Annotated in this window: 24 protein-coding genes; 12 read left to right on the forward strand and 12 right to left on the reverse strand. The window is 63.7% G+C overall.

Features of this window, described 5'->3' with window-relative positions:
* Position 1 precedes the first annotated feature (1 nt).
* The 3 genes from FHX03_RS16855 to FHX03_RS16865 are packed head-to-tail and all read left to right on the forward strand — an operon-like array spanning position 2 to position 2960.
* Entirely contained in the window at positions 2 to 241 is a 240-nt protein-coding gene (locus FHX03_RS16855) for a hypothetical protein (RefSeq protein ID WP_097625540.1), read from the forward strand.
* Positions 126 to 386, forward strand: coding sequence for a hypothetical protein (locus FHX03_RS35000; RefSeq protein WP_183854646.1), 261 nt, complete (start codon positions 126 to 128; stop codon positions 384 to 386). The genes FHX03_RS16855 and FHX03_RS35000 overlap by 116 nt, the downstream gene beginning before the upstream one ends.
* A 12-nt stretch (positions 387 to 398) precedes the next feature.
* On the forward strand, positions 399 to 2960 hold the full coding sequence (locus tag FHX03_RS16865; protein WP_183777940.1) for an FAD-dependent oxidoreductase: 2562 nt from the start codon (positions 399 to 401) through the stop codon (positions 2958 to 2960).
* A 56-nt stretch (positions 2961 to 3016) separates the two neighbouring features.
* Here the strand turns inward: FHX03_RS16865 and FHX03_RS16870 are convergent, their stop codons facing one another.
* Positions 3017 to 3754: a phosphatase PAP2 family protein gene (locus tag FHX03_RS16870; RefSeq protein WP_097625543.1), complete on the reverse strand. Its 738-nt coding sequence runs from the start codon at positions 3752 to 3754 to the stop codon at positions 3017 to 3019.
* Between the two features lie 158 nt (positions 3755 to 3912).
* Between FHX03_RS16870 and FHX03_RS16875 the strand changes: the two genes are divergently transcribed.
* The gene (locus tag FHX03_RS16875; protein WP_183854648.1) at positions 3913 to 4455 is read left to right on the forward strand and encodes a hypothetical protein; all 543 of its coding nucleotides are present in this window, start codon (positions 3913 to 3915) and stop codon (positions 4453 to 4455) included.
* 12 nt (positions 4456 to 4467) lie between these two features.
* Here FHX03_RS16875 and hutH (FHX03_RS16880) read toward each other — a convergent pair whose 3' ends face one another.
* The 5 genes from hutH (FHX03_RS16880) to FHX03_RS16900 form a co-directional block, all read right to left on the reverse strand.
* Positions 4468 to 5961 carry a histidine ammonia-lyase gene (gene hutH / locus FHX03_RS16880; RefSeq protein WP_183854650.1) on the reverse strand — a complete coding sequence of 498 codons (1494 nt, stop codon included), beginning with the start codon at positions 5959 to 5961 and terminating at the stop codon, positions 4468 to 4470.
* Positions 5958 to 6734, reverse strand: a complete 777-nt coding sequence (locus tag FHX03_RS16885; protein ID WP_183854652.1) for an ABC transporter ATP-binding protein — start codon at positions 6732 to 6734, stop codon at positions 5958 to 5960. The genes hutH (FHX03_RS16880) and FHX03_RS16885 overlap by 4 nt, the downstream gene beginning before the upstream one ends.
* Before the next feature lie 25 nt (positions 6735 to 6759).
* Positions 6760 to 7464 carry an ABC transporter permease gene (locus FHX03_RS16890; protein WP_097625545.1) on the reverse strand — a complete coding sequence of 235 codons (705 nt, stop codon included), beginning with the start codon at positions 7462 to 7464 and terminating at the stop codon, positions 6760 to 6762.
* Positions 7465 to 7474: 10 nt separating this feature from the next.
* Positions 7475 to 8200 carry an ABC transporter permease gene (locus tag FHX03_RS16895; protein ID WP_183777936.1) on the reverse strand — a complete coding sequence of 242 codons (726 nt, stop codon included), beginning with the start codon at positions 8198 to 8200 and terminating at the stop codon, positions 7475 to 7477.
* Positions 8201 to 8305: 105 nt separating this feature from the next.
* Entirely contained in the window at positions 8306 to 9148 is an 843-nt protein-coding gene (locus FHX03_RS16900) for a transporter substrate-binding domain-containing protein (protein WP_183854654.1), read from the reverse strand.
* A 194-nt stretch (positions 9149 to 9342) separates the two neighbouring features.
* On the opposite strand from FHX03_RS16900, the gene hutC (FHX03_RS16905) reads away from it, so the two are divergent.
* Complete coding sequence (gene hutC / locus FHX03_RS16905; protein ID WP_183777934.1) at positions 9343 to 10098, forward strand: histidine utilization repressor; 756 nt, start codon at positions 9343 to 9345, stop codon at positions 10096 to 10098.
* A 38-nt stretch (positions 10099 to 10136) separates the two neighbouring features.
* On the opposite strand, the gene hutC (FHX03_RS16910) is transcribed toward hutC (FHX03_RS16905), so the two are convergent.
* Both hutC (FHX03_RS16910) and FHX03_RS16915 read right to left on the reverse strand, forming a co-directional pair.
* On the reverse strand, positions 10137 to 10859 hold the full coding sequence (gene hutC, locus FHX03_RS16910; protein WP_183777933.1) for a histidine utilization repressor: 723 nt from the start codon (positions 10857 to 10859) through the stop codon (positions 10137 to 10139).
* Positions 10860 to 10919: 60 nt separating this feature from the next.
* Positions 10920 to 12266, reverse strand: a complete 1347-nt coding sequence (locus FHX03_RS16915; protein ID WP_183854656.1) for a formimidoylglutamate deiminase — start codon at positions 12264 to 12266, stop codon at positions 10920 to 10922.
* Between the two features lie 122 nt (positions 12267 to 12388).
* On the opposite strand from FHX03_RS16915, the gene hutI reads away from it, so the two are divergent.
* The 6 genes from hutI to FHX03_RS16945 all read left to right on the forward strand — a co-directional run bounded on the left by hutI (position 12389) and on the right by FHX03_RS16945 (position 19231).
* Positions 12389 to 13651, forward strand: a complete 1263-nt coding sequence (gene hutI / locus FHX03_RS16920) for an imidazolonepropionase (RefSeq protein WP_183777931.1) — start codon at positions 12389 to 12391, stop codon at positions 13649 to 13651.
* Entirely contained in the window at positions 13648 to 15183 is a 1536-nt protein-coding gene (gene hutH / locus FHX03_RS16925) for a histidine ammonia-lyase (protein ID WP_183777930.1), read from the forward strand. The genes hutI and hutH (FHX03_RS16925) overlap by 4 nt, the downstream gene beginning before the upstream one ends.
* 156 nt (positions 15184 to 15339) lie before the next feature.
* Positions 15340 to 16146 (forward strand): N-formylglutamate deformylase, encoded by an 807-nt coding sequence (gene hutG / locus FHX03_RS16930; protein WP_183854658.1) that lies wholly within the window; start codon positions 15340 to 15342, stop codon positions 16144 to 16146.
* A 24-nt stretch (positions 16147 to 16170) separates the two neighbouring features.
* Positions 16171 to 17844, forward strand: a complete 1674-nt coding sequence (hutU, locus tag FHX03_RS16935; RefSeq protein ID WP_183854660.1) for a urocanate hydratase — start codon at positions 16171 to 16173, stop codon at positions 17842 to 17844.
* A 5-nt stretch (positions 17845 to 17849) separates the two neighbouring features.
* Positions 17850 to 18425: a HutD family protein gene (locus FHX03_RS16940; RefSeq protein WP_183777927.1), complete on the forward strand. Its 576-nt coding sequence runs from the start codon at positions 17850 to 17852 to the stop codon at positions 18423 to 18425.
* Between the two features lie 176 nt (positions 18426 to 18601).
* The gene (locus FHX03_RS16945) at positions 18602 to 19231 is read left to right on the forward strand and encodes a J domain-containing protein (protein WP_183854662.1); all 630 of its coding nucleotides are present in this window, start codon (positions 18602 to 18604) and stop codon (positions 19229 to 19231) included.
* Between the two features lie 12 nt (positions 19232 to 19243).
* On the opposite strand, the gene FHX03_RS16950 is transcribed toward FHX03_RS16945, so the two are convergent.
* On the reverse strand, positions 19244 to 19945 hold the full coding sequence (locus tag FHX03_RS16950) for a DUF899 family protein (RefSeq protein ID WP_183777925.1): 702 nt from the start codon (positions 19943 to 19945) through the stop codon (positions 19244 to 19246).
* 471 nt (positions 19946 to 20416) lie between these two features.
* Positions 20417 to 20599, reverse strand: a complete 183-nt coding sequence (locus tag FHX03_RS16955; protein WP_183854664.1) for a hypothetical protein — start codon at positions 20597 to 20599, stop codon at positions 20417 to 20419.
* Positions 20600 to 20669: 70 nt separating this feature from the next.
* On the opposite strand from FHX03_RS16955, the gene FHX03_RS16960 reads away from it, so the two are divergent.
* Positions 20670 to 21308, forward strand: a complete 639-nt coding sequence (locus FHX03_RS16960) for an alpha/beta fold hydrolase (RefSeq protein WP_183854666.1) — start codon at positions 20670 to 20672, stop codon at positions 21306 to 21308.
* On the opposite strand, the gene FHX03_RS16965 is transcribed toward FHX03_RS16960, so the two are convergent.
* Both FHX03_RS16965 and FHX03_RS16970 read right to left on the reverse strand, forming a co-directional pair.
* Positions 21305 to 21976 carry an RES family NAD+ phosphorylase gene (locus FHX03_RS16965; RefSeq protein WP_183777922.1) on the reverse strand — a complete coding sequence of 224 codons (672 nt, stop codon included), beginning with the start codon at positions 21974 to 21976 and terminating at the stop codon, positions 21305 to 21307. The two genes, FHX03_RS16960 and FHX03_RS16965, sit on opposite strands and share 4 nt — an antisense overlap.
* Positions 21973 to 22497, reverse strand: a complete 525-nt coding sequence (locus FHX03_RS16970; RefSeq protein ID WP_183854668.1) for an MbcA/ParS/Xre antitoxin family protein — start codon at positions 22495 to 22497, stop codon at positions 21973 to 21975. Before FHX03_RS16970 ends, FHX03_RS16965 begins: the two co-directional genes overlap by 4 nt.
* Between the last annotated feature and the right edge of the window lie 6 nt (positions 22498 to 22503).

Raw genomic sequence — 22503 nt, forward strand, 5'->3', positions numbered from 1 at the left:
CGTGAAAAGCATCAATGATCTGGTCGCCTCTGCGAAAACCGTCTGCGACCGATACCGGGCCGGGCGAATGGAACGCGAGACTGTGCGCGAATGGGTCCTCGGCCTTGGCGCCTATCCAGGCCCGCATGGAGACCGCGTGCGCGAAGCGATGGATTGGTTCCGCCTGCACAATCGCGAGCCTGTTTCCGACGACATCGTGCTGGTCGATATCGACCGGCTACAGGCGATTTCAGCGCCGTGATCCCCGGGGGCGCCTGGCGTGCGCCGCTGGCGCAATCACGCCGGTCCTCGGCGGCGTAGGACCAATGACGGTCGTCAGCCTGATGCATAATGCCCGCGTCGCAAGTCGAGGGCGGCTGGCAAAATTTAGTTCGTCCGATCAGTAGAAGGAACAGCACGTGGCAGCATTTCCGGAAAAGGCAAAGGTCGTCATCATCGGCCTCGGCGGTATCGTCGGCGCCTCCATCGCGCATCATCTCGTCGAGCGCGGATGGGACGATATCGTCGGCATCGACAAGTCGGGCATCCCGACCGATATCGGCTCGACAGCCCATGCCTCGGACTTCTGTTACACCACCAGCCACGACTATCTCTCGGTCTGGACGACGCAATATTCGATCGATTTCTACGAGAAGATGGGCCACTACGCCCGCATCGGCGGCCTCGAAGTGGCGCGCACCGGCGACGATGCCTGGATGGAAGAGATCAAGCGCAAGCTGTCCTCGGCCCGCGCTTTCGGCACGCGCGCCCATTATGTCAGCCCTTCCGAGATCAAGGAAAAGTTCCCGCTGATCGAGGAAGATCAGGTGATGGGCGGCCTTTACGATCCGGATGCCGGCCTGGTCATTCCGCGCTCGCAGACCGTTGCCGGCAAGCTGGTCGATGCCGCCGAAAAGGCCGGCAAGCTGCAGGTGTTCGGCAATACGCCGGCCAAGTCGCTGATCGTCGAAGGCGGCCGCATCAAGGGCGTCGTCACCCATCGCGGCACGATCATGGCCGACCACGTCATCGTCTGCGCCGGCCTTTGGGGCCGCCTGATCGCCGAGATGGTCGGCGAAGACCTGCCGGTCATGCCGGTCGATCATCCGCTCACCTTCTTCGGTCCCTATAACGAGTTCGAAGGCACCGGCAAGGAAATCGGCTTCCCGCTGCTGCGCGACCAGGGCAACTCTGCCTATATGCGCGATACCGGCGACCCGGCGACGACCGAGGGCGGTCAGATCGAGTGGGGCTATTACGAAGCCAACAATCCGCGCATGTGCCATCCGCGCGAACTTCTCGAAAAGCACGAAGCCCGCCTTTCGCCGTCGCAGCGTGACCTCGAGATGGAACAGATCATCGAGCCGCTCGAGCGCGCCATGGAACTGACGCCGATCCTCGGCGAACTCGGCTATAACGAGGGTCACTCCTTCAACGGCCTGCTGCAGGTTTCCGCCGGCGGCGGCGCGTCCTGCGGCGAGAGCCAGAAGGTCAGGGGACTCTGGTATTGCGTTGCCATCTGGGTCAAGGACGGCCCGGGCTACGGCAAGCTGATCGCCGACTGGATGACCGACGGCCGTACCGAAATCGACCACAACAGCATCGACTACGCCCGCTTCTATCCGCATCAGTTGACCGAAGAATTCATCGAAGGCCGCTGCTACGAAGCCGCTCAGAAGATCTATTTCCCGGCAGTTCACACCCGCGAACCCTATCTATCCGGCCGCAACGCCAAGCGCTCGCCCTTCTACGAGCGCGAAAAGGAGCTGGGCGGTTACTTCATGGAACTGGGCGGTTGGGAGCGTGCACACGGCTATGCCGCCAACGAGCACCTGCTGGAGAAATATGGCGACCGCGTGCCGGTCCGCGAGAACGAATGGGACAACCGCCATTTCTGGCGGGTGTCGAATGCCGAGCATCTGGCGATGAGCGAGGATTGCGGCATCGTCAATCTCAGCCACTTCCACATGGTCGATATCGAGGGACCTGACCATGTCGAACTGATGGAATGGCTGTGCGCCGCCAAGGTCGGCGGCGATGCCAACATCGGCAAGGGCGTCTACACCCACTTCCTCGACGACGAAGGCATGGTCCGCGCCGACTTCACCGTCTTCCGCATGGCCGACCGCTGCCGTCTCGTCAACGGCGCCGATGCCGGCCCGCGCGACCTGCACTATATGAAGCGCGTCGCCGAAGATCGCGGCCTCGACGTCACCATCACCGACGTCTCGGAAAAATTCGTGACGGTCGGCATCTGGGGTCCGAACGCCCGCGACACGCTGAAGAAGGTCGTGGCCGATCCGGCCGGTCTCGATCAGGAAAACTTCGCCTTCGCAGCGATCAAGCCGATCGAAATCGCCGGCAAGACGGTCACCGCCTTCCGCATCTCTTATGTCGGCGAGCAGGGCTGGGAGCTGCATATGAAATACGAAGACGGCCTCGCCGTCTGGGATGCGCTGCGCTCGACCGGCGTGATGGCCTTCGGCGTCGAGACCTATGCAAACTCGCGCCGCATGGAAAAGAGCCTGCGCCTGCAAAACGCCGACCTGCTGACCCAGTACAACCTGATCGAAGCCGATCTCGCCCGTCCAAAGGTCAAGGAAGCCGATTTCCGCGGCAAGGCAAAACATCTGGAATACAAGGCGCGTGAGCACCAGCCGGCCATGCTCTGCACGCTCGTGATGACGGAGAATACCGACAAGTCGGGCGTCAAGCGTTATCCGCTCGGCAACCTGCCGGTCGTCGATCCCGCCACCGGGGAGGTCCTGGTCGACGAACTCGGCCGCCGCTCTTACACGACCTCGATCGCTTACGGTCCGACAGTCGGCAAGAACATTGCGCTCGCCTACCTGCCCTGGTCGCATTGCCAGGTCGGTCGCAAGCTGAATGTCGAATACTTTGCCGAGACCTATCCGGTGGAAGTCGTCGGCGTCGGCTACAAGCCGATCTACGACCCGGAAAATCTGAAGCCGCGTACGTAGCGCTCAAGCACTTGTGGCGCCCCATTCGGGCGCCACAGTCGTTCTAAGCCTATGTTCTAGTCACCGTCGCCATTGCCGTTTTCGAGGCCATCGCCCGGGGCTCGGCTCGGAACGAAGCGTTTCGAGATCAGCCAGCAGCCGAGCGCCCAGAGGGCCCCGGCGCACCATCCGGCGAAGACATCCGTCGGGTAATGGACGCCGAGATAAATCCGGCTCAGGCCGATGATGACGGCCAAGAAGACACCGGCGGCCATGACGAAGATCCGCGTCGAACGGTAACGCTGCGTGCGGGCCAGCAGTGCCCCGAGCGTCAGATAGGTCACGGCCGAGACCATGGCGTGGCCGGAGGGAAAGCTGAGATCGCTGACCTCGACGAGATGCGGGACGATGTCTGGACGCGGCCTGGCGACGAGAATCTTCAGCAGTGTGCTTGCCAACCAGCCTGATAGTACCGAGGAAAAGACGAAGATCGCGATCGGCCAGCGCCGGTCAAGCAAGAGATAGACTGTGACGAGAGCGGTCATTAGCGAGAGAACGGTGATGCCACCGAGACTGGTGATGTCGCCGACGGCATGCGTCAGCCAGCCGGGGCCGATCGGCACGCCAAGCTCACCCGGCCGTCGCAACGCCAGCAGGATCGTTTCGTCGAAACGGAGCGTCTCGCCTTCGAGAACCTCGCTCGTCAGCCGCTGCAGCACGAACAGCCCGCCCGCGACGGATGCCAGCATGATGAGCGTCAGGGGCTCATATGCGGTGAGCCTCGCCAAAAATCCGCGTCGTTGAACCTCGCTCATGCCCGCCGTCACGCTCCTTCACTTCATGTCGATCTACGCCAGATCGGCAAGGTGAGCCGCAAATTCAAGCCCTTGCGGCATTCCGAGCCAGCCGGTAGCAAAAGCTCAACCTTCTTTTGTTATGGCTGGAGCGGATTGTCCTGGAGATGATTTCGGCGATGAAAATTCTGACAGTGATGGTTCTGATGGCGGCTGTCCTGCAGCCGGTCGCGGCCTTGGGCGAGACCGAATGGATGGGTGGCGCAAGACAATGGTCGGTCGGTTTCTCAAGCGAGCGCCCTGCCTATTGCCGGCTGCTGTGGAACAGCGAGCTCGGCAAGACCATGGAATTCCGCCAGACCGTCACAGAAACCTTCTGGCTGGTCACCAAGGACAGCTGGGATATTCCGGCCGGCACCACGACCGAGGTGACGCTGACCGATCGTTCGATGACGAAAGTCGTCGCCGCCGAATTCTTCGACAAGACCACGCTTCGCCTCTGGCCGCCAGCCAGCAAAGGAAGCGGCGGCCTGAAGAAGATTATCAAGAACGCTTTTGCCGGAACCCCTGACGTACAGCTGACCTTTGCCGGCGACGAAGGTGACTGGACGCTGCCGTTGTCGCGGGTGGATCAGCTCTACCCGACGTATCGTGAGTGCCTCAAGCGGCTCGAGGCCGGCGAAAAGCCCAAGCAGGATTCCGCCACCAGCAAGCCGTTCTGACAATTTTCTGGTTCAAACGACCGCCGGCGGCGCGGTCTCGCGGATCAGGCTGCGCGCGGCCTCGATATCGCCGTTCAGCGGCCGTTCGTCGCCATAATGGGAGATGCGCTGCCGCACCGCCTGATAGACGAGATCCGTACCTGGCGCCCGCGGCGCGGTCGCCGCCAGGAAATCATGCGCCTGGGCAGCCGCCATCAGCTCGATCGCCAGAATATATTCGGCATTGTCGATCACTGCGAGCAGCTTGCCGGCGGCGGCTGTCGGATGCGCAAGGAAATCCTCCTGCAGGCCGGAGGTCAGGCCGCCGTCCATCGCCGCGGGTGCGGCGAGGCGGCGGTTGTCGTTGCTGAGGGCGGCGGCGGTATATTGGGCGATCATGAAGCCGGAATGGCTGCCGGCATCGCTCGCAAGAAACGGCGGCAGGCCGCTCACCAGCGGATTGACCAGCCGGTCCATGCGCCGTTCGCTGATCGCACCGATCTGCGCGAGCGCAATGGCGAGGCTATCGGCCGCCTGCCCGAGCGCCGGGGCGACGGCATGCGCCTCGGAGGAGACGATCGGGTTCTCCGGCGTGCCCGACACAGCCGGGTTGTCGGTGACGGAAGCGAGTTCCTGATCGGCGATGCGGGCGGAATTGTCGAAGACATCGCGGGCGGCGCCATGCGCATGCGGCACCGAGCGAAGGCTGAGGGCATCCTGGGTGCGCCGGCCGAAGGCGGCGGCGACGAGGCCGCTGCCCTGGAGGCGGGCGCGCAAGCTGGCTCCGACCTTGTCGATCCCGGCAGATGGGCGCAGCGCCAGCACCGCCTCGTCGAAGGCGGCGATCTGGCAGCCTGCCGCCTCAAGCGTCAGGGCCGCGATGGCATCGGCCCAGTCGAGCAGCGGTTCGGCGCGCGAAAGCGCGATAGCTGACAGCCCGGTTGCGCAGGCCGTGCCGTTGACGAGGCTCAGGCCCTCCTTGGCGCCGAGCACCAACGGCTGCAGGCCGATCGCCGCCAGCGCCTCGCGGCCGCTCATGCGCCGCCCGGCCACGGTGGCACTGCCTTCGCCGACCAGGACGAGCGCGGTGTGAGCGTTGTGGGTGAGATAACCGGCCGAGCCCTTCGACGGCACGTCGGGAATGCAGTCATGCTCCAGCATGGCCGTGAGATACTGGACGATCTCGCGCCGCACACCGGAATGGCCATGGGAAAAATTGGCGATCTGGGCGGCGATGATGGCGCGCACTTCGCGAGCCGCCAGCAGCGGTCCCACGCCGCAGGCGTGACTGAGCACGATGCTGCGTGACAACAGGCTCTGCGAGGCCCGATCGACCACGGTATCGGCGAGCGCTCCGACGCCGGTGTTGACGCCATAGGCGCGCACGCCGGTCTCGACGATGCGCGCAACGATGCGGCTTGCCTGCTCGACCCGCGCCCAGGCGGCCGGCGACAGCGCCAGCGCTTCCCCTGCCCCGACGCGCGCGACACCGCGCCAGGTCAGCACAGTCTCGATGGTGATCGTCATTGACCGCTTCCGAAATGGCCGATGAACTGGCGGAAGGCGGGTGTGGCGCCGCCGGTGAACATGTCGTCGGGCTTGCCGCTGCTTTCGACCAGCCCTTCGCGCATGAAGACGACGCGGTTGGAGACGTTGCGGGCAAAGCTCATCTCATGAGTGACGACGAGCATGGTCATGCCTTCTTCGGCAAGCGCGCGCATGACGCGCAGCACCTCGCCGACGAGTTCCGGATCGAGCGCCGAGGTCGGCTCGTCGAAGAGCATCACCTTCGGCTTCATCGCCAAAGCGCGGGCAATTGCGGCGCGCTGCTGCTGGCCGCCGGAGAGATGGGCGGGATAGGCGTGGCGTTTATCGGCGATCCCGACCTTTTCGAGCAGCGCTTCGGCCTCGGCAATACAGTCGGCGCGCGGCCGCTTCAGCACATGGATCGGGCCCTCGATGACGTTCTGCAGGATCGTCATATGGGACCAGAGATTGAAGGACTGGAACACCATGCCGAGCTCGGAGCGGATATGGTCCACCTGCTTCTGGCTCGCCGGCTTGCTACGCCCGTTCTTGTGCACCATCTCGATGTGCTCGCCATCGACCCAGATCTCGCCGCCGCTTGCGGTTTCGAGCATGTTGATGCAGCGCAGAAAGGTGGATTTGCCGGAGCCGGAGGCGCCGAGCAGCGAAATTACATCGCCGTCCTCAGCATCGAGGGAAATGCCGCGCAGGACCTCGTGTGTGCCGAAGCTCTTGCGGATATTGCGGACCGAAAGTCGGGTAACGCCTGGCATGATTGCTCCAATCTTCAAAAACCGCTTACGCCTTCAGCGGCTGCGGCGCAGCGCGGCGGTGTCGGGACAGCGAATATTCGAGCAGGGCCATGCCCTGCAGGATGATGAAGTTCAGCACGAGATAGATGATCGCGGCGCAGAGGAAGACTTCCATCGTGCGGTAGGTCTGCGAGATCAGCCGTTGGGCGACACCGGTGACCTCCCAGACAGTGACGAGGCTGGCGAGCGCCGTCGATTTCATCATCAGCACGATCTCGGTGGAATAGGCCGGCAGCGCATGGCGAAAGGCGATCGGCGCCAGGATGCGGCGCACCAGCAGGAAGCCGGACATGCCGATCGAGCGCGCCGCCTCGATCTCCTTCGGCGAAACGGCGCGAATGCCGCCGCGAAAAATCTCAGCCGTGTAGCCGGCGGTGCAGAGCGCCAGCGACAGCACGGCGCAGACCATCGGCTCGCGCAGGAACGGCCAGAGGAAGGAATAGCGGATGACGCCAAACTGGCCGAGGCCATAGAACACCAGGAACATCTGGATCAACAGCGGCGAGCCGCGGAAGACGAAGATGTAGCCCTTGGCGAAACCGGACAGATAGCGGTTGCCGCTGACCCGCATCGAGACGATGACGAGCGCCAGCAGGCCGCCGAAGAAGATCGACAGCGAAAACAGGATCAGCGTCGTCGGCACGGCCTTGAGCAGGGTAACCATGGTTGACGCGAGAAAGGTGAAATCCATCATCGCCTCCTTACGCCTGGCCCATGGCGGATGCCGGCATGCTGCGGTTGGCGCGGCGTTCCGCACCGTTGAAGATGCGGTCGGAAAGGCTGGTCAGGATCAGATAGAGGCAGCCGCCGGCGATGAAGAACAGGAAATATTGCCGGGTCGAACCCGCCGCCACCTGGCTGGTGCGCATCAGTTCTGCAAGGCCGGTGACCGAGATCAGCGCCGAATCCTTGAGGCTGAGCTGCCAGACATTGCCGAGGCCGGGAATGGCCAGCCGCAGCACCTGCGGCATGATGATGCGGCGAAAGCGCATGGCGCGATGCATGCCGATCGCCGAGGCCGCCTCGAGCTCACCCTTGGAGATGGCGAGGAAGGCGCCGCGGAACACCTCCGCCTGATAGGAGCCGGAAATGATGCCGACGGCCAGCGCGCCGGCGGCAAAGGAAGGCAGGCCGAGAAAACCCTCGAAACCCATCGCCTTGCCGATCGCGGTGACCGCCGAGGAGCCGCCGAAATAGATGAGATAGATGATCAGCAGTTCCGGCACGCCGCGAAACACCGTCGTATAGACATTGCCGAGCGCCACAAGAAAGGGATTGCCGGAGAGCTTCGCCCCCGCGACGATCGCGCCGAGCACCGCGCCGATCGCCAACGCCGTCGCGGTGACGGCGAGCGTCATCAAGGTGGCGAGAATGAGCAGCGCGCCCCATCCCGTCGAGCCGAAGCCAAGCAGTTCCAAGCTTGCCATATCGTCCGTTCCCCGTCCGTGGCAGTATTTTCTGGATCGAGAATAACACGCGGTCTCCGGCGACAAAGCCGGAGACCGGCGCCTGCGGCCAAAAGGCCGAAGCGCTTACTGCTGCGGGCTGACGTCGACCTGGAACCACTTCATCGAGAGGTTCTTGACGGTGCCGTCGGCGAGCGCGGACTTGATCGCCTCGCTGAACTTGTCGCGCAGATCGGTATCGGCCTTGCGGACGCCGAGGCCTTCGCCCTCGCCCCAGATCGAGCCGACGATCTCCGGACCGGTAAAGTCGAGCGCGCCGTTGGCGGTCTTGAAGGCATTGGCGAAATAGACGGCGTCGTCGAAGCCGAGGTCGATGCGGCCGTTCTGCAGGTCGAGGTCGCGGTCGGCGCCGGTCTTGTACTCGCGGATCTCGGCAATATCGCCGAAATTGTCATAGACGAACTTGGCGTAGACGGTGGCCGCCTGGATGCCGATCGTCTTGCCCTTGAAGGCTTCCTTCAGCGCGTCGATCTCCTTCACGCCGGTCTGGCCGGGCGTCATCTTGATCGTGGCGCCGGTGCCGGCGGCTTTCGCCAGCGGGCTGTCCTTGGCGGTGGCGAAGGCGGCGGGCGTGGCTGCATAGGGAATGGTGAAATCGATCACCTGCTTGCGCTCTTCGGTGATCGACAGCGCGTCCATGATGACGTCGAACTTGCCGGCGTTCAGCGCCGGGATCATGCCGTCCCAATCGGAAGCAACAAGCGTGCATTCGATCTTGGCGCGTTCGCAGAGCACCTTGGCGAGCTCCGGTTCGAAGCCGCCGAGCGTGCCGTCGGCATTGGTGAGGTTCCACGGCGCATAGGCGCCCTCGAGCGTGATCGTCGCCTTCGTCCAGTCCTTGGCGAAAGCGGGTGCTGCGAAGGCGGAAAGAGCGGCGACGCCGCAAAACAGGATTGTGCTGAATTTCATTGATGAATTCTCCTCTGGAGTTGAAACAGACCTTGCGGCACCACGCCGATCTTCGCCGGCTTGCCCTTTCCGTCCTATTTCTGTGTCGAGGACCGATTGGGAGGTTGTATATGGTACCATATGAGATATTTTGTGATATGCAAGAGGAAAGTCGATTTAGGTGGCGAATTCCATTCGTGCAAAAGGAATAGGCAATGAAGCGTTCCGGCGAGATGAAGCGCGAACTGGCGGAAAATGATAGCACGCCGCTTTACGCCGGCGTCAAGCAGGTGATCCTCGACCGCATCCACAGCGGCGAATGGCCGCCGAAATACCGCGTGCCGTCGGAAAACGAGCTGGTCGTCGAGCTCGGCGTCAGCAAGATGACCGCCAACCGGGCGCTGCGCGAACTTGCCAATGAAGGCGAACTCGTCCGCATCCAGGGCGTCGGCTCCTTCGTCGCCGAACGCAAGGGCTATTCGGCGCTGTTCGAGGTGCGCAACATCGCCGAGGAAATCGCCGAACGCGGCCATGTCCATGAGGCCTCCGTCGTCGTTCTCGCCCAGGAAACGGCCTCTCCGGAGATCGCCGACGCGCTCGAACTTGCGATCGGCGCGGCAGTCTTCCACTCACTGATCGTGCACAGCGAAAACGGCGTTCCGGTGCAGATCGAGGACCGTTTCGTCCATCCGGAGGCCGCCCCCGAATATCTCGACCAGGATTTCACCACCTTGACGCCGAACGCCTATCTGACGGCGGCCGCCCCGCTCAGCGGCTCCGAGCACGTCGTCGAGGCAGCGATGCCGCAGGCCTGGGAATGCAAGCTCCTGACCATCCTGAAGACCGAACCCTGCCTGACGATCCGCCGGCGCACATGGTCGGCAAAACAGGTGGTCTCCACAGCCCGCCTCGTCTATCCCGGCTATCGCTACCGGCTCGAGGCGCGCAGCGGCAAGATGTTCGAAGACTAAAACACCCGCGACATTGTATATGGAACCTCCGGCTACTGCTATTGCGACGCCGGCGTGAAACGCGCCACCAGGGCGTGGCGATCGCCGGGATAAGTGAAGCGCACATGGGTCACCGGCCCGGCGCCACTCCAGGTGCGGCGCTCGACCACCAGGCAGGCGGTGTTGCGGGCGATGTCGAGGGCCGCCGCCACCTCGGCGCTGGCGGAGACGGCGTGGATCCGGTGTTCGGCGGTGCTCCACGGCACCTGGTTGAGCAGCCACGGCCCCGGCGCCACCGTCAGAAAATCGGCATCGGCGGCCTCAGGTACGGTCGCAAGGCTGATCAGCCGCTCCTCCAGGCAGAAGGGCCGCGTGCCGGCATTGTGGATGCAGACCACCTCGACGACCGAGGACGCCACAGGCAGCTCCAGCCGGCGGCTGTCCTCAGCCTTGGCCTTGCGGCTCGCCGTCTTCGACACCGCGTAGGAATAGGGCAGGTTCAGCGACTGCACCTCGGCCTTGATGTCGTGGATTTCGAGAACGGCCGATTGCGCCTGCGGCTGGGTGACGAAGCTGCCGGATTTCTTGCGGCGCTCGATGAGGCCGGCCTTGGCGAGCTGGGTCAGCACCTTGTTCACCGTCATGCGCGAGACGTCATATTGGGTAGCGAGATCGACCTCGAAGGGAATACGGTGTCCCGGCGGCCATTCGCCCGAGACGATACGGCCCTCGATCTCGCCGAGGATGCGCTGGTGCAAGGTGGGATCCCTGCTTTGGTTCATCGCCACGTTCCCATTGATCTCCCGCTCTAGATCGAATGCCTGCTTATGAAAAGCGCTTTTTCAGCCAGCCAGCAATTCGCCCATCGCGGCAAGGAACCGCCGGTCGATAGCCTCGCGCCCGACATGACGCCCACCCACCACCTGCTTGCGGCCGCGCGCCCAGACGCAATCGATGGAAATGCCGCCGGCAAACAGCCAGTGATCGAGGATCTGATCGCCGGAGAGATAGGGAACGGCTGACATATCGAGCGAAACGAGATCGGCGTGATGGCCTTCGGCGATACCGGCCGGGGCTTTCAGCGCCGCACCGCCGCCGGCAAGCGCCTGGTTGAACAGGCAAAGCGCCGTCGAACCGCCGGGTGCTGCGACGACATTGCGGGCGCGCAGCGCCAGGCGCTGCGAATATTCGAGCTGGCGCAATTCTTCCGGCAAGGAGATCAGCACGTTGGAATCCGAGCCGATGCCGTAACGGCCGTCCTCTTGAAGGAAAAGGGGCGCGGCAAAGGCGCCGTCGCCGAGATTGGCCTCGGTGATCGGGCAGAGGCCGGCGATCGCGCCGCTATTCGCCATACGCCGCGTCTCGTCCTCGGTCATGTGAGTCGCATGGATCAGGCACCAGCGCTCATCCACTGGCATATGATCGAGCAGCCATTGCACCGGCCGCGCGCCCGACCAGGCGACGCAGTCCTCGACCTCCTTCACCTGCTCGGCGACATGAATATGGATCGGGCCATCGCCCGCCATCGGCACGAGCTTCGCCAATTGCTCCGGTGTTGCGGCGCGCAGGCTGTGCGGCGCAAGTCCGAGTTCGGCGCCGTCGAGCCGGCCAGTCACTGCCCGACATCCCTCCATCAGCCTTTCGAAGCTTTCGAGCGAATTGATGAATCGCCGCTGGCCGTCGATCGGCTGAGCGCCGCCGAAACCGGAATGGGCGTAGAAGACCGGCAGGAGGGTCAGACCGATCCCGGTCTCTTCGCTTGCCGCACCGATACGTTCGGCAAGCTCGGCGATATTGGCATAGGTGCCGCCATCCCTGTCGTGATGGAGATAATGGAATTCGCCGACGCGGGAAAAGCCAGCCTCAAGCATCTCCGCATAAAGCTTGGCGGCAACCGCCTCGACATGTTCAGGCGTCATCGCCAAAGCGAACTTGTACATGACCGTGCGCCAGCTCCAGAAGCTGTCGTTTGCCGGGCCGCGCACTTCGGCAAGAGCGGCCATCGCCCGCTGGAAGGCGTGGCTGTGCAGGTTGCCGATGGCCGGAACGATCAGAGCATGGCGCTCATCACCGGGCGCGGAGGCAACGCCCACCTCGAGCCGGGCGATGCGCCCGGCCTCGAGCGTCAGCCGCAGGTCCTTCTGCCAGCCTTGCGGCGTCAGAGCAGTCCTCGCGTGAAGTACGGTCATGGCCTTTTCTCCCCTTCTGCCGCGCCGCCGATCTTTCTTTTCCAGAAGAGCGCGCAAAATTTCTCTTGTCACCTGCTTATTATGTATATACATGTTTCAGCATAAGGAAAGGCGCAAAGCTGATGACCGGGAACAATTTTTCTGAAGGAACCGCATCCGCCGAGGTCAGGCCGGCGCTGTGGCGCAATGCGCGCCTGGCGACGCTCGCGCCTGACAAAGCCGGGCTCGGCATCGTCGAAAAGGGCGCCGTTCTGATCGAAAACGGCCGCATCGCCTTCTCAGGCGCCGAACGCGAGCTGCCGGCATCGGCTATCGAACGCTCCGACATCGTCGATCTCGAAGGCCGCTGGGTGACACCCGGCCTCGTCGACTGCCACACCCATATCGTTCACGGCGGCAATCGTGCTCGAGAATTCCAGATGCGCCTTGAAGGCGCGACCTACGAAGAGATCGCGCGGGCCGGTGGCGGCATCGTCTCCTCGGTTCAGGCGACCAATGCGCTGTCGGTCGAGGAACTCGTCGCCGAAGCACTGCCGCGGCTCGATACGCTGCTTGCCGAAGGCGTGACCACTGTCGAGATCAAATCCGGCTATGGCCTCAACCGGACCGGCGAAGTGAAGATGCTGCAGAGCGCCCGCCTGCTCGGCCATATCAGGCCGGTGCGCGTTGCCACCACCTATCTCGGTGCGCATGCGACGCCGGTGGATTACAAGGGCCGCAACGGCGACTATCTCGACGATGTCGTGCTGCCCGGGCTCGACGACATGTACAACCTCGGCCTTGCCGATGCCGTCGACGGCTTCTGCGAAGGCATCGCTTTTTCGACAGTCGAGATCGCCCGCGTCTTCGACAAGGCCAAAATGCTCGGCCTGCCGGTCAAGCTGCATGCCGAGCAGCTCTCCAATCTCGGCGGCGCCAAGCTGGCTGCCGCCTATGGCGCGCTGTCCTGTGATCATCTGGAATATCTCGACGAGGAGGGCGTTGCCGCAATGGCCGCAGCCGGCACCGTCGCCGTGCTGCTGCCCGGCGCCTTCTATGCCATCCATGAAAAACAGAAGCCGCCGGTGGAAGCGTTGCGCCGGGCGGGCGTGCCGATCGCGATCGCCACCGACTGCAATCCCGGCACCTCGCCGCTCACCTCGATGCTGCTGACCATGAACATGTCGGCGACGCTGTTCGGCCTCACCGTCGAGGAATGCATCGCCGGCGCCACCCGCGAAGGCGCCCGTGCGCTCGGCCTTATCGGCGAGACCGGCACGCTCGAAGCCGGCAAATCCGCCGATCTCGCCGTCTGGAATATCGAGAGCCTTGCCGAGCTCGTCTACCGCATCGGCTTCAATCCGCTTCACGCACGCGTCTTCAAGGGCGAAAGGAACGGTCGATGACCATCACGCTCCACCCGGGCTCCGTCTCGCTCAAGGATCTCGAGACCATCTATTGGACCGGTGCGCCGGCCAGGCTCGATCCCGCCTTCGATGCCGGCATCGCCAAGGCCGCCGCCCGCATCGCCGAGATCGCCGCCGGCAATGCGCCGGTTTACGGCATCAATACCGGCTTCGGCAAACTCGCCTCGATCAAGATCGACAGCGCCGACGTCGCCACGCTGCAGCGCAATCTCATCCTGTCGCATTGCTGCGGCATCGGCGCGCCGCTTCCGGAAAATATCGTCCGGCTGATCATGGCGCTGAAGCTTGTTTCGCTCGGGCGCGGCGCCTCCGGCGTCCGGCTGCAGCTGGTGCGGCTGATCGAAGGCATGCTGGATACGGGCGTTATTCCGCTGATCCCGGAAAAGGGCTCGGTCGGCGCCTCCGGCGATCTTGCCCCGCTCGCCCATATGGCGGCGGTGATGATGGGCGAGGCCGAAGCCTTCTTCGCCGGCGAACGACTTTCCGGTGCAGTGGCCCTGGAAAAGGCCGGACTGAAACCTATCGTGCTCGCCGCCAAGGAAGGCCTGGCGCTGATCAACGGCACACAGACCTCGACGGCGCTGGCGCTCGCTGGCCTCTTCCGCGCCCATCGCGCCGCGCAGTCGGCGCTCATCACCGGCGCCATGTCGACCGACGCAGCCATGGGGTCCTCGGCGCCCTTCCACGCCGATATCCACACGTTGCGCGGCCACAAGGGCCAGATCGATACCGCAGCCGCGCTTCGCGGCCTGCTCGAAAACTCCGTCATCCGCCAGAGCCATATCGAGGGCGACGAGCGCGTACAGGATCCCTATTGCATCCGGTGCCAGCCGCAGGTGGACGGCGCCTGCCTCGACCTCTTGCGTTCAGTCGCCCGCACCCTTGAAATCGAGGCCAATGCTGTCACCGACAATCCGCTGGTGCTGTCGGACAACTCGGTTGTCTCCGGTGGCAACTTCCACGCCGAACCCGTCGCCTTCGCCGCCGATCAGATAGCCCTTGCCGTCTGCGAGATCGGCGCGATCTCGCAGCGACGCATCGCGCTGCTGGTCGATCCGGTACTTTCCTACGGCCTGCCGGCCTTCCTCGCCAAAAAGCCAGGCCTGAACTCCGGCCTGATGATTGCCGAGGTCACCTCGGCGGCGCTGATGTCGGAGAACAAGCAAATGTCGCACCCGGCCTCGGTCGATTCGACCCCGACCTCGGCCAATCAGGAAGACCATGTCTCGATGGCTTGCCACGGTGCCCGGCGCCTGCTCGGCATGACCGAGAACCTGTTCGGCATCATCGGCATCGAGGCGCTGACCGCTGCGCAAGGGGTCGAGCTGCGCGCGCCGCTTGCCACCAGCCCGGAGCTTTTGAAGGCGATCGCCGCAATCCGCAGCCAGGTGCCGAGCCTCGACAGCGACCGCTATATGGCGAACGACCTCGCCGCGGCGGCCGAGCTGGTGGCGACGGGCGCACTGAATGCTTCGGTTTCGAATGGCATTCTGCCGGTTTTGGAGGGTTGAAATGATAGTGAAGAAGAAAGTCCCCTCCCCAACCCCTCCCCACAATGGGGAGGGGCTTAACCTGCGGCCCCGGCTGCATTCAATCTTGAACGCAGACCATGCGGCTGGCTCTAGCTCCTCCCCCTTGTGGGGAGGGGTTGGGGAGGGGTTTTTGCCATGACCAATCCCGTCTTCGAAATCCATCGGGGCACCTCCCCCGTCATCCTCGCTTTCCCCCATACCGGCACCGAGGTCCCGCCCGAGATCTACGACCGCCTCAACGACAACGGCCGGATTCTCGCCGATACTGACTGGCACATCCACGAGCTCTATGACGGGCTGCTCAATGATGTCACGACCGTGCGCGCCACCTTCCACCGCTATGTGATCGACGCCAACCGCGATCCAGAGGGCGTCAGCCTCTATCCCGGCCAGAACACCACCGGCCTCGTTCCCGAGACGGATTTCGACGGCAAGGCGATCTGGAAGGATGGGCAGGCGCCCGACGAGGCCGATATCGCCGCCCGGCTGCGGGATTTTCATGCGCCCTACCACGCCGCTCTTGCCGCCGAGATCGAGCGCGTCAGAGCAATGCATGGCGTGGCGGTCCTCTATGATTGCCACTCGATCCGCTCGCACATTCCCTTCCTCTTCGAAGGCAAGCTGCCGGATTTCAACATCGGCACCGATATGGGCAAGACCTGCGACGGCGCCATCGAGCAGGCGACGCTCACCGTCGTCGAAGCCGCGGAAGGCTACGACAGCGTGCTCAACGGCCGCTTCAAGGGCGGCTGGACGACGCGCCATTATGGCAGGCCGGAGACCGGCGTGCATGCGATCCAGATGGAGCTTGCGCAATCGACCCATCTGCAGGCCGAAGCACCACCCTTTGCCTACGATACCGCGAAAGCGGACAGGCTTCGCGTCCATCTCAAAGACATTCTGGTGCGCATCGAACAGATCGCGCCAGGCCTGAAACGATAACGATCACTCGACAGGGGAACCGCCATGAGCAATCCACGCCACAATATCCGCGAAATCCGTGCGCCCCGCGGCAACGAGCTCAATGCCAAGAGCTGGATGACCGAAGCGCCGCTGCGCATGCTGATGAACAATCTCGATCCCGACGTGGCGGAAAATCCGAACGAGCTCGTCGTCTATGGCGGCATCGGCCGCGCTGCCCGCACCTGGGAGGACTTCGACCGCATCGTCGCGACGCTGAAGACGCTGACGGAAGAAGAAACGCTGCTCGTCCAATCCGGCAAGCCGGTCGGCGTCTTCCGCACCCACAAGGATGCGCCGCGCGTGCTGATCGCAAATTCCAACCTCGTGCCGCATTGGGCGACCTGGGATCATTTCAACGAGCTGGATAAGAAGGGCCTTGCCATGTACGGCCAGATGACGGCCGGCTCGTGGATCTATATCGGCACGCAGGGCATCGTGCAGGGCACCTACGAGACCTTCGTCGAGGCCGGCCGCCAGCATTATGGCGGTAACCTCAAGGGCAAGTGGATCCTGACTGGCGGCCTCGGCGGCATGGGCGGCGCCCAGCCGCTCGCCGCCGTCATGGCCGGCGCCTGCTGCCTCGCCGTCGAGTGCAATCCTGACTCGATCGATTTCCGCCTGCGCACCCGCTATCTCGACGCCAAGGCCGAGACGCTTGATGAGGCGCTCGAGATGATCGACCGCTGGACCAAATCAGGCGAAGCCAAGTCCGTCGGCCTGCTCGGCAATGCCGCCGAAATCCTGCCGGAAATGGTCCGCCGCGGCATCCGCCCCGACATGGTCACCGACCAGACCTCGGCGCATGACCCGATCAACGGCTACCTGCCGAAGGGCTGGACGATGGCCGAATGGAAGGCCAAGCGCGAGAGCGATCCGAAGGCCGTGGAAAAAGCGGCGCGCGCCTCGATGCGCGAGCATGTCGAGGCGATGATCGCCTTCTGGAACGCCGGTATTCCGACACTCGACTACGGCAACAACATCCGCCAGGTAGCCAAGGAAGAAGGCCTGGAAAACGCCTTCGCCTTCCCGGGCTTCGTGCCGGCCTATATAAGACCGCTGTTCTGCCGCGGCATCGGCCCCTTCCGCTGGGCCGCCTTGTCGGGCGACCCGGAGGATATCTACAAGACCGATGCCAAGGTGAGGGAACTGACCCCCGGCAATACCCACCTGCACAACTGGCTCGACATGGCCAGAGAGCGCATCGCCTTCCAGGGCCTGCCGGCGCGCATCTGCTGGGTCGGCCTCGGCGACCGCCACCGCCTGGCTCTGGCCTTCAATGAAATGGTCAGGAATGGCGAGCTTTCCGCCCCGATCGTCATCGGCCGCGACCACCTCGATTCCGGTTCCGTCGCCTCGCCGAACCGCGAAACCGAAGCCATGAAGGACGGCTCGGACGCCGTCTCCGACTGGCCGCTGCTGAACGCGCTGCTCAACACCGCCTCGGGCGCCACCTGGGTATCGCTGCATCATGGCGGCGGCGTCGGCATGGGCTTCTCCCAGCATTCGGGCGTCGTCATCTGCGCCGATGGCACCGACGATGCGGCCAAGCGCCTCGAGCGGGTGCTCTGGAACGATCCGGCGACCGGCGTCATGCGCCACGCCGATGCCGGCTACGACATCGCCCTCGACTGCGCGAGAGACAAGGGCCTGCGCCTGCCCGGCATTCTCGGGAACTGAGCCTCATGCGGATCCTGCGCGCCGGCGACCACAAGCGCATGCCGTGGAAAAACGGTGGCGGCGAAACGGTGGAGATCGCCGTTTCGCCCGAAGATGCCGGCCTTGCCGGCTTCGACTGGCGCGTCAGCATGGCGACTGTTGCAACCGACGGGCCGTTCTCGATCTTTCCCGGCATCGACCGCACGCTGGCGATCCTTAACGGCAACGGCATGACGCTCGACATCGAAGGCAGGGCGCCGGCGCTGCTGACGACGGCGAGCGATCCCCTCGCCTTCCCGGCGGATATCCCGGTCGCGGCCAGCCTCCAGGACGGCGCCATCACCGATCTCAATGTCATGACCCGCCGCGCGGGGATTATTCACACGCTGGTGCGGCTCGAAATCGATGGCGGCAGGACCCTGCCGCTGACGGCGTCGACATGTTTGTTGCTCTGCCACCGCGGCAGCCTGTCGTTCCGGCAGGGCGACGAGACCGGCAGGCTTGCGGTCGGTGACGCGCTGCTGATGACGGATGCGGCGGGAACCGAACTCAAAATCGATGGTGACGCGACATGTTATGTCGCTTCGATCGCCGCCGGCTGATCTTGGTCCAACAGCTTGAAAAAAATGGACAATCGAAAAACGGCCCGGGTATTCGCGTGAACCGTTGCTATTTCGGGCCATGGACGTCATTCCTGCTTTCGGTCTAAACTTCGCCTTTCTGATGCAGAAGAAGACCTAGACTGCCCGCGATACCCAGGGGCAGCAGGGGAGCAGGCGTGACGGATCCATACGATATTCTCGGCGTTGAACGCGATGCGAACGAAGCGCAGCTGAAGGCCGCCTATCGGCGTCTGGCCAAGGTCGCCCACCCCGATTCGGGCGGGGATACAGAGGCTTTCGACAAGTTGCAGAAAGCCTATGGGCTGCTTCTCGATCCCGTCCGCCGCAAGGTTTATGACGATACCGGCTATGACGTCGAACTCGCCGACGCCGCCGAGTTGCAGGCGCTCGTCATGATCGAAAAGCTCGTCACCGACGCCGTGCTCGACGAGCGCGTGCCCGGAAGTTTCGATCCCGTCGCCGTCATGCAGGAAAGCCTTTCCGAGGAACTGCGCAAGGCGCGGTTCAGCAAGAGCGAGCTGGAACGCCACGCCTCGCGCATCGGCCTGCATCTGGAACGGCTCGAAAAACAGTCCGGCCGCGATGTGCTCGCTCACATGTTCCGCGCCCGCATCGAAGCGATTGGCAAGGCGGTCGCGGAAACCGAGGCGAAGATCACGGCAGCCGAACGCGCCGCCGACATGCTCGCCGGCTATGTCTACGAGGTCGATCCGTCACCGCTGCCGGAGGCTTCGGTCGCCAATCTTGAATGGATCGAAACGTCGAGAAACCGCTCCACTGGCTGACGGCCCACGACCTCAATAGGACAGCTTCGGATACCAATCCGGCGCCCGGCCTTCCGGCGTTGAATCGAGCACGGTCCAGAGCGGCATCAGATCGGGCGCGCCGCGCGGATCCTCGCCGGGGTCGGCCGTCACGACGCCCATCTCTCCGCTCCAGAAATGGCGGATGGTGCCGTCGCGCCGGGTGAAGACGTTGAAAGCGGCGTCATCGCTGCCGTCTTTGCCGATGGCGTGATAGTCGCGGCTGTATTCATCCGTCGTGTCGGAATAAAGCGGCAGGTGATGCCAGCCGCGTTCCTTCTTGAAGGCGAGCAGCCGTTCGAGCGGCGAGCGGGCGACGACGGCAAGCCCGACGCGCTGCAGCATATCAGGCACCTCGCCGTCCCAGGCCGACAGCAGCGAGGTGCACATCGGGCACGGGCGCTCCCGCTGCGGCCCGAACATATAGCTGTAGACGACCAGCGTTTCCTTGTCGGCGAAGAGTTCGCTGAAACCGATCGGCCCGTCGACGCCTTCGAAACGGTAGTCTTTCTTCACCTCGCCGCCCGGCGGCAGCGCCCGGCGCTGGACGGCCACACGTTCGATATGGCGGCGCAATTCGATCTCTTCGGCGAGCAGCGCGTCGCGGGCGCTGCGATATTCCTGGCTCTCATTGGGAAAGCGGACGCCGTTCTTTGCCGCAAGCACAGCGGCGGGGACGAGATGCTGATGATCCATGACATTTCCTCCTTCTGTTGCCGCACGATTGCAGCACATCTTTAGGATGACGATCGGCGGATGCGAAAATCGACAGCGCCGGCGAAAAAACGGCGGCAAGAAAAAATCCCACTTCGGAATCCCGAAGGACTGCCGCTTCGGGATTCCGAAATCCGCCGGGCTTTTCACGGAGGCACTGCGGAAAAACAGGCAATGATTTCAATGCGCCAACCAATTTCGGGATTCCGAAGTGCTATATAGAGTATGGTGGGAGTTCGTCACGGTCGCCCGGATCGACACAAACGCTTCCGCGAACGCATGTCTGAAAAGCAAAAAGGGCGCTCGACCCTTGCGGGGAGCGCCCTTATCCTGTCGGACAGCAAAGGGTTCGACGACGTCGATACCCACGCATCCATTTTTCAGGCAGGGCTGGTATATGCGCCCTCTCCGCCGCGGTTTCAAGGGCCGATCGGCATCATAATTTTGCGATCCCTAAAAAGCGACGCCGGTTACGGGGTTGACGACCGGCCGTTCGCTTTTGTCGGCCGCCCCAGCCGGCTGCACCGTCGGTGGCGCCAGCGATTCTGCATCGGCAGGCTCCGGCTTGTCGGGAACAGTGCCGACATCTTTGGGGCGGCGCTGCTCAGGCTTTACGTTTTCGTCATTGGTCGACATTGTCTGTCTCCTTTCAGGCAAGAAGTCACGGCCGTAGAGATGGTTCCGATGACGCTATGGAGGATTGCCGATGCTCGACAGATTTCTGCTCCAGGGGCCGCAGGATGCGCGCTTCACCATCCTATTGGCCCATGGCGCCGGCGCGCCGATGGATTCGGCGTCGATGACAGCAGCGGCGGAAGCGCTTGCCCGCGTCGGCTTCAGGGTAATCAGGTTCGAATTCGCCTATATGGCCGCCCGCCGTACCGGAGCCCGCAAGCCGCCGCCGCGGGCCGAAACGCTCAATCCCGAGTATGAAGCAGCGATTGCCGAACTCGGCGTCAGAGGCCCGCTGATCATCGGCGGCAAGTCGATGGGCGGCCGGGTCGCCAGCATGATCGCCGACGATCTCCATGGCAGGGGCAAGATCGCCGGCCTGCTCTGCCTCGGCTATCCCTTCCATCCGCCCGGCCAGCCGACCAAACTGCGCACCGCTCACCTCAAGGGGCTGACAACATCCGCGCTGATCTGCCAGGGAACGCGCGACGAATTCGGCACGCGGGACGAGGTGCCGGGCTACGATCTCTCTGACCGGATCGAAATCCTCTGGCTCGAGGACGGCGACCACGACCTGAAGCCGCGCAAGAAAATCTCCGGCTTCTCCGCTGGCGATCACCTCGCCACGATGGCGAAGACGGCAAAGGCCTGGGCGGAGCGTGTTGTGATCTAGGCCGCGAGCTTCCTGACATCGATGCGCCGGTCGGCGGCGAAAACGGTGATTTCGAAGTGGTCGGCCTGCAGCACATCGCGAATGTTGCGCGGCCGATGCGCGGCGATGTTGACGCCACCCCTCAGCCGGACGCTGTCATAGAGTATGCCGGCGCCGCCACTCAATCGCACCTCTTCACCAAGCACTTGCGACGCCGCATAGCTCGCGCCGTCATAGACATGGGGCCGCAATGTCTGCTCGCCGCGAATATCGAGATAGGCGCCGATCAGCGTGGCCGCATAGCTTCGATAGGTGCGCGCCATCGTCGCCACGCTGCGGGCGACTGCCTCTCGCCTCAAATGATGGCCGACCTCGGCGGCGGCTGTCGTCAGAGCATCGGCGGCATACCAGGCGCCGAGATCGGGGCCGTTGAAGCGCATGCCGCCGGGAGCGACGTGCAGGAACGCCGCCATCACGATGCTGGCATTCGGCGTGCCGTAAACCCATTCATCCTCGGGAAGTCGCTGGATGCGATCGGCGACGAGGCGATCATTGGTCCAGCCGACGAGGTCCATTACGGCTTCGAGATCGGCCGCCCGCGTCACCGTATCGAAAAGTCCGATCGGCGGAAATTGCGATGGGATGAGCCGGTAGGAGGGACGCGGCGCTTCGGCAAAACGCGCGCTCACCGGAAGACGATGTCCGCGTCTTCGTAAGGTGTGAAGGCCTCGTCAAGCCTATTCGGCTGCATGTAGACACCGCCTCTTGCGCCATCGAGAAACCGGCGCACGGTCATCAACCCGTCCTGGGTTCCGTTGGTCACGATATCGAGTGGCGGATACCCGCCGAAAACCGGCGCCTGATGCGGCATGCGCAGCCAGGCAACGCCAGCGCGTTCGTCGGCAAACAGCACGCCGAGCGCCTGATGGATACCGAGCACGGCGGAGATCCGGGTCAGCGTATCGACATCGAGCGTGAAGGCCCCATGCTCACGCGCCTGCTTGGCCCAGCTGTGATAGGTCGACCGGGAGGGGTAGCCGAGCGCGAGCAGACGCTGCTCTTCGCTCAAGCCCCAAAGATCGGCGATCGCCAGGAAGGTTCGCAAGGCCGGTGCACTCAGCCTTTTGCGGTTCGCCGGCGCAAACCGGCTGGTTTCCAGCCGCTGCGGCTCCAGGCTTTCCCGTTGCGCCCTGTGTCGTGCATGCTGCATAACAGC

It is taken from the genome of Rhizobium sp. BK456 (assembly GCF_014194045.1).
GTDB classification, from domain to species: domain Bacteria; phylum Pseudomonadota; class Alphaproteobacteria; order Rhizobiales; family Rhizobiaceae; genus Rhizobium; species Rhizobium redzepovicii.

Bases quoted from the DNA above. Each gene is read 5' to 3' on its own strand.
- FHX03_RS35000 (WP_183854646.1), top strand. From the start codon at position 126: ATGGAGACCGCGTGCGCGAAGCGATGGATTGGTTCCGCCTGCACAATC.
- FHX03_RS16870 (WP_097625543.1), bottom strand. From the start codon at position 3,754: ATGAGCGAGGTTCAACGACGCGGATTTTTGGCGAGGCTCACCGCATAT.
- FHX03_RS16875 (WP_183854648.1), top strand. From the start codon at position 3,913: ATGAAAATTCTGACAGTGATGGTTCTGATGGCGGCTGTCCTGCAGCCG.
- hutH (WP_183854650.1), bottom strand. From the start codon at position 5,961: ATGACGATCACCATCGAGACTGTGCTGACCTGGCGCGGTGTCGCGCGC.
- FHX03_RS16885 (WP_183854652.1), bottom strand. From the start codon at position 6,734: ATGCCAGGCGTTACCCGACTTTCGGTCCGCAATATCCGCAAGAGCTTC.
- FHX03_RS16890 (WP_097625545.1), bottom strand. From the start codon at position 7,464: ATGGATTTCACCTTTCTCGCGTCAACCATGGTTACCCTGCTCAAGGCC.
- FHX03_RS16895 (WP_183777936.1), bottom strand. From the start codon at position 8,200: ATGGCAAGCTTGGAACTGCTTGGCTTCGGCTCGACGGGATGGGGCGCG.
- FHX03_RS16900 (WP_183854654.1), bottom strand. From the start codon at position 9,148: ATGAAATTCAGCACAATCCTGTTTTGCGGCGTCGCCGCTCTTTCCGCC.
- hutC (WP_183777934.1), top strand. From the start codon at position 9,343: ATGAAGCGTTCCGGCGAGATGAAGCGCGAACTGGCGGAAAATGATAGC.
- hutC (WP_183777933.1), bottom strand. From the start codon at position 10,859: ATGAACCAAAGCAGGGATCCCACCTTGCACCAGCGCATCCTCGGCGAG.
- FHX03_RS16915 (WP_183854656.1), bottom strand. From the start codon at position 12,266: ATGACCGTACTTCACGCGAGGACTGCTCTGACGCCGCAAGGCTGGCAG.
- hutI (WP_183777931.1), top strand. From the start codon at position 12,389: ATGACCGGGAACAATTTTTCTGAAGGAACCGCATCCGCCGAGGTCAGG.
- hutH (WP_183777930.1), top strand. From the start codon at position 13,648: ATGACCATCACGCTCCACCCGGGCTCCGTCTCGCTCAAGGATCTCGAG.
- hutG (WP_183854658.1), top strand. From the start codon at position 15,340: ATGACCAATCCCGTCTTCGAAATCCATCGGGGCACCTCCCCCGTCATC.
- hutU (WP_183854660.1), top strand. From the start codon at position 16,171: ATGAGCAATCCACGCCACAATATCCGCGAAATCCGTGCGCCCCGCGGC.
- FHX03_RS16940 (WP_183777927.1), top strand. From the start codon at position 17,850: ATGCGGATCCTGCGCGCCGGCGACCACAAGCGCATGCCGTGGAAAAAC.
- FHX03_RS16950 (WP_183777925.1), bottom strand. From the start codon at position 19,945: ATGGATCATCAGCATCTCGTCCCCGCCGCTGTGCTTGCGGCAAAGAAC.
- FHX03_RS16955 (WP_183854664.1), bottom strand. From the start codon at position 20,599: ATGTCGACCAATGACGAAAACGTAAAGCCTGAGCAGCGCCGCCCCAAA.
- FHX03_RS16960 (WP_183854666.1), top strand. From the start codon at position 20,670: ATGCTCGACAGATTTCTGCTCCAGGGGCCGCAGGATGCGCGCTTCACC.
- FHX03_RS16970 (WP_183854668.1), bottom strand. From the start codon at position 22,497: ATGCAGCATGCACGACACAGGGCGCAACGGGAAAGCCTGGAGCCGCAG.